We start from the raw sequence: 14,906 nt of genomic DNA, 5'->3' as shown, positions 1-14,906 counted from the left end.
TTTACACACCCTCTTGGCCCCCCCGCGGGGGGCGCCGGGGGGGGCCCCCCCCCCTTCACTCAGAAGGTCTTGCCGACTCCGGCCACCAGCGTGGCGGAGCAGAGGTTGTCGAAGCCGAGGTAGTTGGCGCACTCGGCCTGCGACAGGTCGGTGTCGATGTAGCTCAGGGACCAATCGAAGCCGAACAGGCTCTTGCCGAGCTTCAGCTCCCACTCGTTGTAGCTGTCACGGGCGCTGCCGCTGGCCGAGATCCACACCGGGTCCTTGTAGTCCACCCGGCCATAGCGGGCTTCCAGGCCCACGTCGGCAGGCAGGGTGAAGCCATAGCCGACGTAGCTGTAGAGCATGCTCTGGTCGCCGTAGAGGTCGTCGGAGTAGTAGCCGCCCACCTTGGCGCCATAGGCCTTCAGTTCGGCGAAGTACTCGCTGTAGTTGAGGCCACCTTCCTTGGGGTAGGCGTACTTGTACCAGGCGACATCCAGGCTCACGTCGTCGGTGGCCTGCCAGTAGTAGCCGGCGTAGCCGTCCAGTTCCTGGCGGGTCTTGCTGGGTCCTCCGAAGTCGACGTTCGAACTCCAGGCTCCGACATAGAGGCCGCTACTGTGGAGCAGGGTGGCTGAGCCCTGGATCGCCGGGTCGCCGAGGGTCTGGGACAGGCCGCGCATGCGGTAGTCGCTGAGCAGGCTCGCCTCCAGGGCCACACTGAAATCATCGTTGAGGGTAATGGCCTGACTGAGGTTGCAGTTGGCCAGCAGGGTGCCGGCCACGGCCATTTTCAGGGCGTGGTTCAAGGGACTTTCTCCTTTTTCTTCTTCTTGCGGTGGGGTGGTTCAGATCCAGCGGCGATCACGGGTGAAGGCGATCGCCAGCCAGCGATTGGGCCCTTCGCGGCCAATGGCGGCGGCGATTTCCGCGCGTACGGCGTCCAGCTCGGAAACCCGCCAGCGGTCCATGGCTTCGGGCAGCACGATCTGGATTTCGACGAACAGACCCCGGCCAATCTGGGCCACCGAGTGGGAACTGCACTCGAAGCCATAGCGCCGGGTCATGTCCGTCATCAGCCCGCTGATATCGTGGTCCAGCGCTTCGGGGGTGATGCGTAGGACCTGCTTCAGCGCTTTGATCACCGTTCGCAGTGGGCCGGGTATCAGCAGCAGCGAAAGCAGGGCGAGGATGGCCGGGTCGATGTAGGGCGCGAGCCATTGCCAGCGTGTTCCCTGTAAGAGGAAACCGGCAACGAAGGCCAGCAACAGGGCGGCGGTTATCAGGGTGGAGATCAGCCAGCTCTGGATATCCAGCTGGATCAGTTCGGACTTCAGGCTGCGGTTGCGGCGTCGCTGATAGCCGAGCATCAGCGCTGAACAGGCCAGGGTGACCAGTGCGTAGATCAGCGCCGTGTCGAACGCCAGGGCGTGTCCACCGCGCATCAGGCCGCTGACCGAGTTGATCAGTGCATAGACGCAGAGCAGCACGAGTATGCTGCCATTGAGCGCCAGCACCAGCGGCTCGAAATGCCAGTAACCCTGCTGGAAATGCCGGCCTGGCTGCTTCACCAGAAGCTGCGACACCATCAGCGAAAGCACTGCCATGCAGGAATCGATGGCGTTGAACAGCCCGTCGAAAACGATGGACTGCGAGCCGGCCCAGAGGCCGAAGGCGATGCCGCCACAGGCCACCAGGGCGGTGGCCAGGATCGACACCTTGAGGATGCGCTGTTCAATCCCGGCCATCCCGAGATGCCTCCTTTACAGATCCAGGGTGAGGGTCGGGGTCCGCGCGCGGGACACGCAGACCATCATGACGTTGTTGCGCTCGCGTTCGGCGTCGGTCAGCAGCATGTCGCGGTGATCGACTTCGCCGGCCAGTACGCGGGTCTCGCACATGCCGCATACGCCCTGCTCGCAAGAGGACGACACGTTGCAGCCGGCTTCGCGCAGGGCCTGCATGATCGTGAGGTCGTCCGGCACCGCCACCTCGCGGCCGCTGCGGGCGAGGATTACCGTCAGGCCCTGGCCGTTATCGGTGCAGGGCGCGGGCGCCGACGGGGCGAAGCGTTCCAGGTGCAGGCGCTCGGCGAGGCCGTCCACCTTGAAGCGTTCGGTCAACGCATCCAGCAGGGGAGCCGGGCCGCAGCTGTACACGTGGCGGCCATCGGCGGCACGGGCGGCGATCTCTTCCAGGTCGAGCAGGCCGGTTTCATCGGCCGGCTGGATGGACACGCGATCTCCGCCCAGGGCCAGCAGCTCATCGATGAAGGCCATGGAATTGCGCGAGCGGCCCCCGTAGATCAACTGCCAGTCGGCACCGGCGCGTTGGGCCTCGCGGGCCATGGCGAGGATCGGCGTGATGCCGATCCCCCCGGCAACGAAGAGATAACGCTGGCCAGCGGCGAGCGGGAAGGCATTGCGCGGACCACGGATGCCGATGCGCTGACCGACCCGCAGCCCCTCATGGACTTCCCGCGAGCCGCCCCGGCCCTTGGCATCGAGTAGCACGCCGATGGAGAGGCGTGAGCGGTCTTGCGGGTCGCCATACAGGGAGTACTGGCGCACCAGCCCCGAGGGCAACAGCAGGTCGATGTGCGCCCCCGGATTCCACTCCGGCAGCGGAGCGCGGTCGGCCGCTTGCAGCTCGAGGGAGATCACGCCTTCGGCTTCCAGCCGCATGCCAGTGATCTGTACCTCGACCTGCGCAGCCAGGGCGCTCACGACACCACCTGCGGCGCCACCGGCTGGTTCGCGCGCTCGATGAATTCGCGGAAGGCACGGCGGTAGTTGAGGGTGAAGAGGTCGGCCGGCACCGAGTGCTCGACGAAAAAGCCGTCCCAGTCGATCTCGCGCGGCCAGATGCCGGCGGCGATGGGCATGTCTTCCAGGTAGACCATTTCCTCGATGCGCAGGCATTCCTCGAGGGACAGGCCCTTGTAGGCACGCTCGTTGGCTACGCCCCAGAAGATCTTCACCTCGTCGTAGGCCACCGGGCTGGGGAAGCCGGCGACAATGCGCTTGCCCAGGCGCTCGTAGTCATAAGTGATGCTCGCCAGGCCCGGTGCGACGCAGTGATAGAACATCATGCAGTCGCCATCGTTGGCCCAGTCGCCGTCACCGGCGTCCAGCGGTCGCTGCATCCAGATGTCCAGGCCTTCGCGCTTGACGTTCAGCGGTTCGACGATGTGCTTGCTCGGCCCCATGGACACTTCATGGACGAAGGGGAAGTGCGCGACGTCGCGGAAGTTCTCGATGGCCACGGCAACGCCGGTGGGCGATTCCAGCGGCGTGGCGGCCAGCCAGTCCAGCTCCGGTCCCCGCCATTGCGCGGGGTTGTAGAGCTCGGTGGCCGGTTCTTCCAGTACGGTCCAGACATGGGCGAAACGCTCGACGGCCGGGTAGGTGCGAATGGCCGCCTGCGGTGGGATCTTGCACGGGTCTTCCAGGGATGGGATGTGGCTGCACTTGCCGCTTTCGGCGCTGAACTGCCAGCCGTGGTAGGGGCAGGCGATGTTCTCGCCGTGCACCTTGCCCAGGGCGAAGTCGGCGCCGCGGTGCGGGCAGCGGGCGTCCTGTACCACGGCCTTGCCGGATTCTGTGCGATACACCACCAGGCGCTGGCCCAGCAAGGTGGCGGATTGCGGGGTGGCCAGGTCCGCCGAACGGGCGACCGGGAACCATTGGCGGCGCATGGCCTGTTCGGCGCGCTGGCGTTGCGGAAGGGGGGTGTTCATGGGTAGTTCCTCACGGCGTATTTCTTGTTCTCGGGTTCAGATGCCGACGACCAGGGCACCGCCGTTCACCGGCAGGGCCTGGCCGGCGATGAACGCGGCTTCGTCGGATGCGAGGAAGGCCACGGCGGCGGCGATTTCCTCGGGGTGGACCAGGCGACCCAGCGGGATGTTGGCCTTCTCGCCTTCCACGTATTCCTCCGGAACCATGCGGGTGAGGATGGCGCCGGGGGTGATGGCGTTGACCAGGATTCCTTCGCTGACGAATTCCTTGGCCATGGTTTTCATCAGGCCCAACTGGGCCGCCTTGCCGACCATGTAGCCGTAGGAGTGGCCGTCGGGTACCTGGCCCCATTGCGAATTGATGAAGATCACGCGCGGGGCGCGGCTCTTGCGCAGGTGCGGCAAGGCGGCGCGGGTGAGGTAGAGCGGGGCGTGGACGTTGATCGCCAGCAGGCGGTCGAAGTTGGCGTCGTCGGTTTCGGCGAGCCCCTTGAGCGAATACATCATCCCGGCGTTGTGCACGAGGATGTCGATCCCGCCAAGGGTTTTCGCCACCTCGGCCACCAGGCGCTCGGCCAGCGGACGGTCGGTGACGTCGGCGACCAGGGCGATGGCGCGGCCACCGGCGGCTTCGATCTCGGTGGCAGTGGCGCGGGCCACGTCTTCATCGATGTCGACGATGGCCACCGCCGCGCCACGGGATGCCAGCAGGCGAGCGTGGGCACGGCCGGCGCCACGGCCGGCTCCGGTAACGAGGGCGACGCGGCCCTCCAGGCGTTGGGCGGCCGGCGACAGGGCGAGCACCGCCTCGGGCGCCTGGGTAGCCAGGGCCCCTTGGGTTGCAGCAGTCATGGGGTTTCTCCGATGGGGTGGTGCGGTCAGACGGTCTTGTGCGGCTCGGTGACGTAGAACATGTTGCCGTCCGGGTCGAACATCGGGCGGTAGCGGTAATGGGTGCCATTGGGGTGCTGCCACTCGATGGGCTCGGCGGTCACCCATTCCACTTTGCCGTCGAGGTAGTCGATGGCGGCGTCGAGGTTCTCCACCTCGAAGGCGAAGGAGTCGAATCCGGGCTTGTCTTCCAGGTTCACCGCAGTGCGGCGTTCAACCGGTGTGGTATCGGTGGTGTGGAAGATGTACAGGGTGACGTTGCCCATCTCGATGGCGGCCCACTTCTCTTCGGCCACGTAGGGCAGGAAGAAACCGAGGCCGAGCGTGCCGTGGTAGAAGTCCACCAGGCGCTGGACGTCGTTGGTGAGGATGTCCATGTTGTCGAGGCGTTTGAGCGTGAGCATGGGATGGCTCCTTGGTTGCCTTGGGGTGAAATCGATCAGTTGTTGTCGAGCCATTCCGGATGGCCGCAAGGGCCGCCGGGCAGGGCGGTGAGGGTGCCGTTGGCAACATCGATGACGATGCTGGCCAGGGTGGCGTACTGGCCTGCCGCAGGCTGGGCCGGGGCCGGGTGGCAGCAGAGCGCGGCGCCGCCACCGAGGTGGCTGTTCAGCGCGGTCAGCAGCTTCTGCGGCGTCAGCCCCTCGCGGCCGGACAGGCGGCGCACCAGCAGGTCATGGCGCACCAGGGTGTCCGGGTAGGCGGCGGGCTCGGTGTCGAACTCCCGCGCCGGGCTGGAAAGGAAATGGTTGGTGTGCACCAGCAGGCCATCGGCGTCGGGGAACACCAGGCCCGGTCCGCCGGGGTGCAGTTCCACGGAAACGGCGGCGCTGGAGTTCTCCTTCGCTGCGATCAGGGTCAACGAGCTGGAGGCGGACACCTTGGCCGAGCCCAGCAATTGCAGCGCCTGGTTGATGTCGTTGCAGCTGTCCAGCATCCAGCGCGAGGCCACGTGAACCGGCACGCCGATGCCCTGGCCGTCGTGGGCGTGGTGGAGGATGTTGAAGTGCACGCCCAGTCCCCGGCTGTTGACCCCCGCCTTGCCGACGATGCCGAACTCGGTGACGGTGGTGGTCAGGCTGCCGTCGGCATGGGGGATTTCCCAGGTCAGCCAGTGGTCAGCGAATTCCGCGTACCAATCCCAGGTCTGCGCGGTAGCGGGCGTGCCGCTGAAGGGTTCCAGGCGGACCACGGTGGAGCACTCGCCACGCAACTGCGCGCCGAGGAAGGCGAGGATTTCGGTCCGCGCGTTGATGGCGCCGAGGTACGAGGGCTCGATGGCGGCGCCTTCGGCCATGGCGAGGATTTCGTCATACAGCGGCGGAGCGAAGGAGGCGATGCGCGCCAGCGACTGGCTGCCCAGGGCGAGCATGTCGTAGGGCCGGGTTGCCACACGCTGGAACAGGGCGCTGTAGCGCTCGACCGTCGCGTGGATTTTCCCGGCATGTACGCGGCCGAATTCCAGGCCTCGGGCGGCCGGCTCGACGGCAGTGGAGCGGAAACGAATGCTCATCAGGCCACCTTCTTCAGTTGCGGAGCGACCTGCTTCGCCACGTCGTCCAGGCGTGCGAACCAGACATCGCCATCGCTCACCAGTCGCTCGACGAAGCGCTCCAGTTGCTCGAAGCGCGCAGCGCGGCCGATTACCTCCGGGTGCATGGTAAAGGTGGTGTGGCGGCCGTCGCGGCGGGCCGATTCGTACTCGGCAAGCCAGGTGTCAGCGAGGGTGCGCGGGTGGGTGAAGTTGCCACCGTTATCGATGCCCCAGCCGAACATGGGCCAGTCGTCCAGGGACCAGTGCACCGGCAGTTCGAGGATGGAAGCGCCGTTCCAGGTCTCGTAGTAGGGGCGGTCGTCGCCCATGCAGCTGGAGTCGTAGGCGAAGCCCTTGGCCAGGACCAGCTCGAAGGTTTCCGGGGTCAGTTCCCATGACGAGGACCGGTAGCCTGCGGGTTTCGGCGCGCCGGCGCGGGTCAGGGCCTCCAGCCCACGCTCCATTTCGTCTTCCTGCTCGGCGACGGAAATGCGGTCGCTGCGCAGGTGCATGTGGCCGTGATGGCCCACTTCGTGGCCGTCTTCGAGCAGTTGCTCGATCAGACCGGGGTGCAGGTTTGCGGTATGGCCGGGAACGAAGAAAGACGCCGGAATCTTGTGGCGACGCAGCAGTTCGAGGATGCGCGGCACGCCACGGGTGACGCCGAAGCGACCCTCGGACAGGCTGGTCAGGCGGCGGGCGAAGGTCGGGCTTTCGCCCAGCAGGCCAGCTTCCGCGTCCACGTCGAAGGTCAGTGAAACGGCAACAGGGCTCTTGTTCGGCCACGCAAGGCGGGCCTTGTTATCGGTGCTCATCAGGGTGGTTCCTTCTGGCGTTATCTGGATCAGTGAAAGGGGGCGGGCGCGGGTTGGGCGCGGTCTTGCAAGCGACGCAGGCGGAAGAGCACCTGGGAGATGGCGAGCACGGCGACGGCGATGCCCACTTCCTTCAAACCGCCGTAGCCGGTGATGGAGGCGCTGGTGGTGCCGACCACCAGGATCAGCCCATCGAACAGGGCGAGGCCGATGGCAATGGCGACCCAACCACGACCCAGGCGAATCGGGCGGGCGGCGTCCGGACGGTCCTTTCGCAGCACCACGAAACCGGTCACCGCCAGCAGATGGGCCAGCACGTAACCGACGTTGCCGGCGACGATCACGGCCAGGGCATTGCCGACGAACAACACCAGGGCAATGTTGATCAGCAGCTGCACGGTGACGGCGCGGGCCGGCACCCCGGAGCGGTTCAGGGTGCCGAACTGGCGGACGGTCAGACCATCCAGCGAACTCTGGTAAAGGGCGCGACCAGCATCGGCGGTGCCCATGACCGAGAGCACCAGAATGCCGGCGATCAACACCAGGGTGATCAGCGCTGCGCCACCTCCCAGCAGCACCTGGGAACCTACCTGGAGGAAACCGTAGGGATGCTCGGACAGGGTCTGCTCACCCAGCAGGCCCGCCAGGCCCAGCGGCGTCAGGGTGAACACCAGCAGCAGGATCAGCGCGGAGATGCGCAACGCCTTGCGGGTGTCACGCACGGTGTCACGGAATTCGGGAATGAAGGAGGCGGCGGCTTCCACGGCGTAGGCCGACCAGGCCATCACGAACAGCCAGGCGAGCACGGTGCGCACACCTACGGCGTCAGCGCTGATACGCCAGGTGAAGCTGCTGGTGCTCCAGCCGCTGGCCAGGAAACTGCCGCTGAAGAGCAGCACCGGGATCATCAGCAGCACGCCGGCGGCGGTGATGATGACCATGGTGAAACGCAGGTTGACCATGCTTAGGGCCCAGGAAAACAGCGCCACGCCAAGGGCGATCATTTGCGGCAGGTCCAGCTGCATCACCCCCAGGTCCAGGCTGTAGCTGGCGTTGGGGAAGAACTGCTCGGTGAGAATCTGCGCCACCGCCAGGCCCCAGATTGCCGGCGCCGTGGCCCAGGCGAACCAGTAAGCGTAAGTGGCCAGCGGACCGAGGCAGGGGATGCGTTGGCTCCAGGCCTCGTTGGCGTAAAGCGCGATGCCGCCCGATTTCTCGGTAAACATGGCGCCCATTTCCGAATAGACCCAGTTATGCAGGACGGCGACAGCGGCAATCGCCGCCCAGAGCGCCAGTGCCGCCCAGGCACCGATGGCGCCAATGGAGTAGCCAAGGCCGACGAACAGGGCTGCGGGCAGGCTCAGGGTGATGGCCACCCCATCCCACCAGCGAATGGATTTTGCAAGTACTGCCGATGGCTCGGCGCCTGAATTGGCCTGGTGCATTGCATCGCCCTCATCTTGTGCTGTGTTTTGTAGGAAGGTCGCGCGATGAGTGGATGCTATGCCGATTAATTGCGCATGTATACGTATAGATCGATTGAAAATACGCATTGCGCAATGTGTGCGTAATAAAAATACGCATTGCGCTTGAGTGGCGCACCTGGCGCACCAACACGGCACCCACGCTGCAAGGCCCGTGCTTGAGGGGGTTCAGGCTTCCGGCCGGTAGGCAAGGCAGACGCTGTGCGCGACAAGAGCGTGTGCAGAATTGCGCAATGCGCGGAGATGAAGAGAAGAAAATGCGCAGGGTGTGGATGAACGGGGGGAAAGGGGGCAGAGTGCTGTGTGCAGGGTGGGTTCAGCTCACCAGGGGCGGTGAGCATGGGCTCAGGCGGAGCGCCGCCCGGCCCTTGTCGCTCATTCTTCGGCAGGCTGTGCCGATGGAATGGTGAAACGGATCTTGTGCACCTTCACTTCCTGCATCATCCGCACGTCCTGTACGCCGGGAAGGCTGCGTACTTTCTGTTGCAGGCCCCATAGCGTCTCGTCGTCGCGGCAGAGGACCTGCACGCAGATATCGGCAGTTCCGAGGGTCGTGGAGAGATAGCTGACTTCACTCCAGCGTCCGAGCGTGTCGACCACCCGATCGTGATCCTGCGGAGCGACCGAAACGAAGAAGAGCGCGAGTTTGGCCTGGCCCAGCTTGGATGGGTTGGTGAAGGCGAGGATCTGCAGGATGCCCTGGTCCTGCAAGCGCTTTACCCGTGTACGCACCGTGGCTTCAGGGACCGACAGGTTGCGCGCGACTTCGCGGAAGGCACGGCGTCCATCCTCCTGCAGTTCGCGAACGATTTCATAGTCCAGTGGGTCGAGAATCGAAGTGGGCATGGGTCCTGGGCTTCCCTGGCTGGGCCGGTACGGCGGAAAGCCCGAGGCTACCAGATTTGTGGAAATTCAGGATGTCTCACGGGGGGCCTGTAGCCCGGATGAAATCCGTGGATCGCTGCACGAGCTTCCCGGATCGCATCCGAGCTACAAGTGATTCACCCGTCAACGGCGAGTGATCACCACCTCCAGGTACTCGCTCGGCACAATCAGCGACTCCGGCCCCGCGCGGTTATAGCGCTCCAGCAGTTCGGTCAGGTCGCGCTCGAGTGCGACTGCGCCATCGGCTGGGAGTGCGGCGAATGCCTTGTGCACCGGGCCGTACCAGGTACGGAAGACTTCGATGAAGTGTGCGGCGGACTGATAGCGGAAGTTGAACAGGCGGCGCGCCACCGAGATCTCCCGTGCACTGTCGTCGAACAGTTCACGCAGGTGGCTTTCAACGCCCCAGCGCGATGGCGGCTGCACGTCTGGCGGTGGTGGTAGATGACGACCGAGGGTCTTGAACATCTGGCCGATGAAGCCTTCCGGCGTCCAGCTCGCCAGGCCTATGCGCCCGCCCGGGCGGCAGACGCGCGCCAGTTCGGCGGCAGCCTTGGCCTGGTCGGGGGTGAACATCACCCCGAAGGTCGACATCACCACGTCGAAGCTGGCGTTGGCGAACGGCAGGTTCTCGGCGTCGGCTGGTTGGAAACTTACTTCCAGATGATCCGCCTGGGCACGCTCCCTGCCACGCTCCAGCAGCGCCGGGACGTAGTCGGTGGAGGTTACCCGGGCGCCGCGGCGCGCGGCGGCCAGGGTCGCGTTGCCGTTGCCGGCAGCGACGTCCAATACCGATTCACCATGGCGAAGGTCGCAGGCTTCGGCCAGCAGCTCGCCGACCAGTTGCAGGGTGGTGCCGATCACGGCGTAGTCGCCGCTGGCCCAGGAGGCCATCTGACGGCTTTTCAGAGCAGTGAGATCAGTTGCGGTGGTCATTTTCGGGACTCATTCGGCTGTGGTCGGGTCGATGATCGAGCTGATGCGGGCAATGCGATTGGCGGGAAAGCCGCCCTGCTGGGCGTGCTCTCTCACCAGCTCCTCGCTGGCGGCTATGTAGACGCAGTACAGCTTGTCGTCGGTGACGTAGCTCTGGACCCATTGCACCTCTGGACCGAGTTCTCGGAGTACTCGGCAGGACTTCTGTGATATGGCTTTGAGGTCTCGTTCCGTGAGTTTTCCAGCTTCCGGTATCTCTCTTTCGATGAGGAACTTGGGCATGGTGACCTCGTTTTCTTGGCTTCTCGGGTGTTGCAAACACGCCTTTAGTGGATGGGGCAGCAAGGGGCGTGCAGGCGAACTATCCGCCTCTGTAGCGGCGTCGTCCTGCCCGAGCGTCGGCAAGGCCTATCCAATCGTCCGCCTGAGCATGGCCATTTATCCGGCCGGGCTCTGCAAACGCCTGTGGACGCCCAGAATTTGAGGAATGCCGCCGGAGGTGAGGGCTGATGGACGCTCTATCGGAAACCCTGCGCGTCGTCCGCCTGGTCGGCGCCATTTTCATCAACGCCAGGTTCAGTGCGCCCTGGTGCTACCAGTCGCCGCGTGCCGACTCGGTAGCGCCTTTGCTGGAGCCCGGCGCCGAGCGGGTGGTGATCTTCCATCTGATTACCTCGGGTGAATGCTTCGTCGAGCTTGGCCACGCCTCCCCCGTGCACCTGGTGGCGGGTGATGTGGTGATTTTCCCCCAGGGGCACGCCCATCGCATGACGTCACAGCCCGGATTGCCGCCGGCCACGGGTGGGCGCCTGGACCAGGTGCTGGCTCGCCGGCCGCGACAACTGGCCTATGGCGGGGGTGGTGCGATCACTCGTCTGGTGTGTGGCTACCTGGCGTGCGATGCACGGCTGGCGGACATGCTGCTGGCCGGGCTACCCCCGCTGGTGCGCGTGAATGTACGGGAATCCAGTGCCGGCCCCTGGCTGGAGGCTTCGGTGCGCTATGCCCTGTCCGAGGCGAAGTCGCCGCGGCCGGGCGGCGAGGGGGTCCTGGCCAAACTGGCGGAGGTGTTGTTCATCGAGGTGTTGCGCCTGTACATGAACGAACAGGCGGAAGGGCGCACCGGTTGGTTGGTGGGACTGGGCGACCGCATCGTCGGCACGGCGCTCAATGCCCTGCACAGGTGCCCGGCCCAGGCCTGGACCCTGGAAGATCTGGCGCGCACTGCCGGCACGTCGCGTTCGGTCCTGGCCGAGCGCTTCCAGCAGATGGTGGGCAGCTCGCCGATGCAGTACCTGACCCAATGGCGAATGCTGCTGGCCGCCAACTTGCTGCGCCGCAGCAACGCCCCCTTGGCGCGCATCGCCGAGGATGTTGGCTACCAGACCGACACAGCGTTCAGCCGTGCGTTCCGCCGCGAGTTCGGCGCGCCACCCGCGGCCTGGCGGCGCAATCAGCTACGCCGCCAGCCTGCGGGTTAGCTCACTCAACCACCACCTGGGTGCCCGGCTTGGCGAACGCTTGCGACGGCTTGGGGAACCTCAGGGAATCAACGGGAGGACAGGTTCTCGCGCATCTTGCGCAGCGCCATCGCGAGTGCATCGGCTTCAGCCCCGGAGAGATTGCGCAGGGCCTCGGCATGCGTGGCGGCGGCGACCTCGCGGATATCCAGCAGGGCCTGCTCGGCCTTTTCCCTCAGGTAGAGGCGGTAGGCGCGGCGGTCCTCGGGATCGGGCCGGCGCTCCACGAGTCCGGCCTGTTCCAACTGGTCGAGCAGCCGGGCGAGGGTGATGGGCTTGACCTCCAGCTGGTCGGCCAACTCCACCTGGCGGCAGCCCTCGTTGCGCGAAATATGGGCCAGGGCGCGGGCCTGGCTGAGCGTCAGCGTGCTGCCGGTGAGGCGCCTCTCGAAGGACCTGCGCATCAGCCGGGAGACATCGGCGAGTAGAAAGCCGAAGTTCTCTTCACGAGGGGGCATTGGAAGGTCTCCATACGATAAGCGGTGCTGACTATAGGGGCGTGCTCGCGAGGCCGTCAAAAGTCCGATGGGTGGTCAGGCGGGAGGTCAGGGTACTGTGGGGGCGATTGAAATCATCCCCACAGGAAACACCGCGAACGACGTGGTTGGATTACGTCCCTGAATGCCGTGCGCGGCTGGCCTGCACTGCGCGATGGGCGGGTACGCGCAACTGCGCCAGTAGGTAGTCGGCGAACGCCGGTGAGAAGGGCTGCAGGGCGATGGCGCGTTCCATGCAGCCCAGCCAGGCAGCGCTGAGGGATTCGTCGATTGGCCATTGGGCGTGAAAGGACGGAATGGAGATGGAACCGTACTTCTCGCTGAACAGCTTCGGCCCGCCGAGCCAGCCGCTGAGGAAGCAGGCCAGCTTGTCGCGGGACAGTTCCAGGCTTTCCGGATGCAGGCGGCGCAGGTCGGCGGCTTCGGGCAGTTCGTCCATCAGGCGGTAAAAGTCGTCGACCAGCCGGCGCAGGCCGTCGATGCCACCGGCGGCCTGGTAGGAGGCGTCGCCGGTGCCGAAGGGGGGAGTCGTACTCATGGAAGGGCCGTCAGAAGAGCGAGGAGGCATCATACCCGCCGGGCCACGGGTTGTTCATCCGCCTCGTCGTCGCGGTCTTCGAGGAATTCGGTGGGCTCGGTGCCATCGGCGTTGAGCTGGAAGATGCGCGATGGTCGCCCCTGGTCATCGAAGAACACCTGGCCGAGGCCGGCGGAGTTCCATAGTCGCTCGCCGGCCTTGCTGTGCTCGGGCGTACGCGGCATCACCTTCATCGGGCGGCGCTTGGTGAACCAGTTCAGCGGCGAGCGCGGCGAGTAGAGCCAGCGGTTGAGGCGGTCGAACACATCCAGCAGGCGGCGCGGGAATTCGTTCTTGATGCCGCTGCTGGTGATCTGCCAGATCTTCGGCCCCTGCTGGCGATGGCGGATCAGCACATCGTAGACGAAGGAGTAGTGCACGTCGCCGGAGAGAATCACGTAGGAGCCCGGCGTGCGCGAGTGGCGGAAGATGTTGAGGATCACCTGGGCCGCGCCGCGATGGGCCATCCAGTTCTCCGCGTCCACCAGCAGCGGGTAGCCCAGCCAACTGAACACCCGCTGTACCGTCTCGATCAGCTTGACCCCGAAAACCGGTGCCGGTGACACGATGATGGCCGAAGGGTGGTCCAGCAGTTCCTGTTGCAATTCGCTCAGTGCTTCCCAGTCCAGCAGGCCGGAGGGGCGCTTGAGGTCGATTTCGCTGCGCCAGCGGCGGGTGCGCGTGTCCAGCACCACCAGCGCCGGCGTAGTGGGCAGCACGTATTGCCAGCGGTTGAAGCTAATCAGGCGGTCAATCAGTCCGTCCAGGGTCGTGCTGTTCAGGGTGTTGTCATCAGCGGCCGTGGCGGCCAGCGACTCGGTTCGGTCCAGCAGTTCGGCGAAGGTGGCCGGATCGTTGCCCCAGCCCTGGCAGAGCATATAGGCCAGCAGCGCATTGCCGATGATGCGCTTGGAGAACGGATGGCCGTAAGCGGTCTGCTCCCACTGGGCCGAAAGGTTCCAGTCGTCGGTGATGTCATGATCGTCGAAGATCATCAGCGTCGGCAGGTGGGCGAACACACGCGCGGCAGCGGGAAGCGCCGCTCGGAATCCTTCCAGGCGCGATTCTTCCAGGCGGTAGCGCTCGGCCTCCTTGGGCGCCAGGACGGGAATCTGCGGATCTATCAGCGTCCAGGGCACCGGCGACCAGGACAGCAGGTACATGGCCAGCACTTCGGCCAGGGTCACCAGATGGTTTTCGGCGTTGCTGCTGGTGAAGATGGGTTTGCGTGCGCCGCCAAAGAACCGCTCGCGCAGGGTTTCGTTGCTTTCCAGCGCCGGCAGCAGGTCGGCCCGGTGGTAGTAACCGGCAGGGTGCGCATACAGGGCCGTGCTGTCGTTCACCACGGCGCCGTCCAGGCGTTCATCGAACAGCCCGAGTCGTGCGATCAACTGATGGATGGCCCGCAGCATGGGGCCGGCGACATCGTCGGTGTAAACCTGGTCGCCGCTCAGCATCAGCAGGGCGGGTCGCTGTTCAGGCGCGGGGCCGGATGCCAGCAGGCGATCAGCGCAGCGCAGACCGTCATCCGCCGGATAATGCGGCTTGCGGCAAGAGCCATGAAGCAGTTGGTCGATGCGTGAGCGCAGGACGAAACCGGGCTGGCTCGCCTCGCCGTAAATCAGGTGAGGAGCCCACTGGGCAATGCCGGCGCCGTCGATCAACAGGTCGTAGTCGATTTGCTGGTCCAGGGGCAGGGAGGTCTCCAGTCGCAGGTCGATCAAGTGCAAGTAGGCATGCCGCCCGAAGGGGATCACCCGGCAGCAGTCCGCGCCCAGCGGGTACTCGACGCCCCCCTCCAGGGAGAGGCGCAGCGTTGGCGTCAACCTGCGCGAGCCGACCAGCCAGAACACCAGGCGGCGGGCTTCGATCCGGCGCAGCATGGGGCCGGCGAGAACGGGAGGGAGGTTTTCCTGGGAGAGGGCAGCGGACATCGGAACATCGGGCCTGTGCGAGCGAGCGCAACAGGATACCGCGAGTGGCATCCGGGCTTCGAAAAGGCTTGAAAAAAACTCACCCGAGTGGTGCGTTTAAATCGTTTGGCAG

Annotated in this window: 16 protein-coding genes; 1 reads left to right on the top strand and 15 read right to left on the bottom strand. The window is 65.4% G+C overall.

Annotation, left to right across the window (positions count from 1 at the left end; all coding sequences use genetic code 11):
• Positions 1–59: 59 nt before the first annotated feature.
• From AAHM40_RS21955 to AAHM40_RS21900, 12 genes are all read right to left on the bottom strand, one after another.
• Positions 60–791 carry a TorF family putative porin gene (locus AAHM40_RS21955; protein WP_446731603.1) on the bottom strand — a complete coding sequence of 244 codons (732 nt, stop codon included), beginning with the start codon at positions 789–791 and terminating at the stop codon, positions 60–62.
• A 39-nt stretch (positions 792–830) separates the two neighbouring features.
• Positions 831–1,730 carry a cation diffusion facilitator family transporter gene (locus AAHM40_RS21950; protein WP_342246544.1) on the bottom strand — a complete coding sequence of 300 codons (900 nt, stop codon included), beginning with the start codon at positions 1,728–1,730 and terminating at the stop codon, positions 831–833.
• Between the two features lie 15 nt (positions 1,731–1,745).
• A complete protein-coding gene (locus AAHM40_RS21945) occupies positions 1,746–2,708 on the bottom strand; it encodes a PDR/VanB family oxidoreductase (RefSeq protein ID WP_342246543.1) in 963 nt (320 codons plus the stop codon).
• Complete coding sequence (locus AAHM40_RS21940; RefSeq protein WP_342246542.1) at positions 2,705–3,721, bottom strand: Rieske 2Fe-2S domain-containing protein; 1,017 nt, start codon at positions 3,719–3,721, stop codon at positions 2,705–2,707. The genes AAHM40_RS21945 and AAHM40_RS21940 overlap by 4 nt, the downstream gene beginning before the upstream one ends.
• A gap of 36 nt (positions 3,722–3,757) precedes the next feature.
• Positions 3,758–4,573 (bottom strand): SDR family NAD(P)-dependent oxidoreductase, encoded by an 816-nt coding sequence (locus AAHM40_RS21935; RefSeq protein WP_342246541.1) that lies wholly within the window; start codon positions 4,571–4,573, stop codon positions 3,758–3,760.
• Positions 4,574–4,599: 26 nt separating this feature from the next.
• Entirely contained in the window at positions 4,600–5,016 is a 417-nt protein-coding gene (locus AAHM40_RS21930) for a VOC family protein (RefSeq protein WP_342246540.1), read from the bottom strand.
• Positions 5,017–5,051: 35 nt separating this feature from the next.
• Entirely contained in the window at positions 5,052–6,125 is a 1,074-nt protein-coding gene (locus tag AAHM40_RS21925) for a C45 family peptidase (protein ID WP_342246539.1), read from the bottom strand.
• Positions 6,125–6,961, bottom strand: a complete 837-nt coding sequence (locus AAHM40_RS21920) for a polysaccharide deacetylase family protein (protein WP_342246538.1) — start codon at positions 6,959–6,961, stop codon at positions 6,125–6,127. The genes AAHM40_RS21925 and AAHM40_RS21920 overlap by 1 nt, the downstream gene beginning before the upstream one ends.
• A 29-nt stretch (positions 6,962–6,990) precedes the next feature.
• Positions 6,991–8,337, bottom strand: a complete 1,347-nt coding sequence (locus AAHM40_RS21915) for an APC family permease (protein WP_446731602.1) — start codon at positions 8,335–8,337, stop codon at positions 6,991–6,993.
• Positions 8,338–8,820: 483 nt separating this feature from the next.
• Positions 8,821–9,291, bottom strand: a complete 471-nt coding sequence (locus tag AAHM40_RS21910; protein WP_342246536.1) for an Lrp/AsnC family transcriptional regulator — start codon at positions 9,289–9,291, stop codon at positions 8,821–8,823.
• Between the two features lie 162 nt (positions 9,292–9,453).
• On the bottom strand, positions 9,454–10,266 hold the full coding sequence (locus tag AAHM40_RS21905; RefSeq protein ID WP_342246535.1) for a class I SAM-dependent methyltransferase: 813 nt from the start codon (positions 10,264–10,266) through the stop codon (positions 9,454–9,456).
• Positions 10,267–10,275: 9 nt separating this feature from the next.
• Positions 10,276–10,548 carry a DUF4242 domain-containing protein gene (locus tag AAHM40_RS21900; RefSeq protein WP_342246534.1) on the bottom strand — a complete coding sequence of 91 codons (273 nt, stop codon included), beginning with the start codon at positions 10,546–10,548 and terminating at the stop codon, positions 10,276–10,278.
• Positions 10,549–10,775: 227 nt separating this feature from the next.
• Between AAHM40_RS21900 and AAHM40_RS21895 the strand changes: the two genes are divergently transcribed.
• Positions 10,776–11,747 (top strand): AraC family transcriptional regulator, encoded by a 972-nt coding sequence (locus AAHM40_RS21895; RefSeq protein WP_342246533.1) that lies wholly within the window; start codon positions 10,776–10,778, stop codon positions 11,745–11,747.
• A gap of 68 nt (positions 11,748–11,815) precedes the next feature.
• Here AAHM40_RS21895 and AAHM40_RS21890 read toward each other — a convergent pair whose 3' ends face one another.
• From AAHM40_RS21890 to AAHM40_RS21880, 3 genes are all read right to left on the bottom strand, one after another.
• Positions 11,816–12,244, bottom strand: a complete 429-nt coding sequence (locus AAHM40_RS21890) for a MarR family winged helix-turn-helix transcriptional regulator (protein WP_342246532.1) — start codon at positions 12,242–12,244, stop codon at positions 11,816–11,818.
• Positions 12,245–12,395: 151 nt separating this feature from the next.
• Positions 12,396–12,821, bottom strand: coding sequence for a group II truncated hemoglobin (locus AAHM40_RS21885; protein WP_342246531.1), 426 nt, complete (start codon positions 12,819–12,821; stop codon positions 12,396–12,398).
• A 29-nt stretch (positions 12,822–12,850) separates the two neighbouring features.
• Positions 12,851–14,794, bottom strand: coding sequence for an alkaline phosphatase D family protein (locus AAHM40_RS21880; RefSeq protein WP_342246530.1), 1,944 nt, complete (start codon positions 14,792–14,794; stop codon positions 12,851–12,853).
• Positions 14,795–14,906: the final 112 nt, after the last annotated feature.

It is taken from the genome of Pseudomonas sp. OTU5201 (assembly GCF_038440135.1).
In the GTDB taxonomy this organism is placed as follows: Bacteria; Pseudomonadota; Gammaproteobacteria; order Pseudomonadales; family Pseudomonadaceae; genus Metapseudomonas; species Metapseudomonas resinovorans.
This window is presented reverse-complemented; position numbering and strand designations above follow the sequence as displayed.

Bases quoted from the DNA above. Each gene is read 5' to 3' on its own strand.
- AAHM40_RS21950 (WP_342246544.1), bottom strand. From the start codon at position 1,730: ATGGCCGGGATTGAACAGCGCATCCTCAAGGTGTCGATCCTGGCCACC.
- AAHM40_RS21940 (WP_342246542.1), bottom strand. From the start codon at position 3,721: ATGAACACCCCCCTTCCGCAACGCCAGCGCGCCGAACAGGCCATGCGC.
- AAHM40_RS21935 (WP_342246541.1), bottom strand. From the start codon at position 4,573: ATGACTGCTGCAACCCAAGGGGCCCTGGCTACCCAGGCGCCCGAGGCG.
- AAHM40_RS21930 (WP_342246540.1), bottom strand. From the start codon at position 5,016: ATGCTCACGCTCAAACGCCTCGACAACATGGACATCCTCACCAACGAC.
- AAHM40_RS21925 (WP_342246539.1), bottom strand. From the start codon at position 6,125: ATGAGCATTCGTTTCCGCTCCACTGCCGTCGAGCCGGCCGCCCGAGGC.
- AAHM40_RS21920 (WP_342246538.1), bottom strand. From the start codon at position 6,961: ATGAGCACCGATAACAAGGCCCGCCTTGCGTGGCCGAACAAGAGCCCT.
- AAHM40_RS21910 (WP_342246536.1), bottom strand. From the start codon at position 9,291: ATGCCCACTTCGATTCTCGACCCACTGGACTATGAAATCGTTCGCGAA.
- AAHM40_RS21905 (WP_342246535.1), bottom strand. From the start codon at position 10,266: ATGACCACCGCAACTGATCTCACTGCTCTGAAAAGCCGTCAGATGGCC.
- AAHM40_RS21900 (WP_342246534.1), bottom strand. From the start codon at position 10,548: ATGCCCAAGTTCCTCATCGAAAGAGAGATACCGGAAGCTGGAAAACTC.
- AAHM40_RS21895 (WP_342246533.1), top strand. From the start codon at position 10,776: ATGGACGCTCTATCGGAAACCCTGCGCGTCGTCCGCCTGGTCGGCGCC.
- AAHM40_RS21890 (WP_342246532.1), bottom strand. From the start codon at position 12,244: ATGCCCCCTCGTGAAGAGAACTTCGGCTTTCTACTCGCCGATGTCTCC.
- AAHM40_RS21885 (WP_342246531.1), bottom strand. From the start codon at position 12,821: ATGAGTACGACTCCCCCCTTCGGCACCGGCGACGCCTCCTACCAGGCC.
- AAHM40_RS21880 (WP_342246530.1), bottom strand. From the start codon at position 14,794: ATGTCCGCTGCCCTCTCCCAGGAAAACCTCCCTCCCGTTCTCGCCGGC.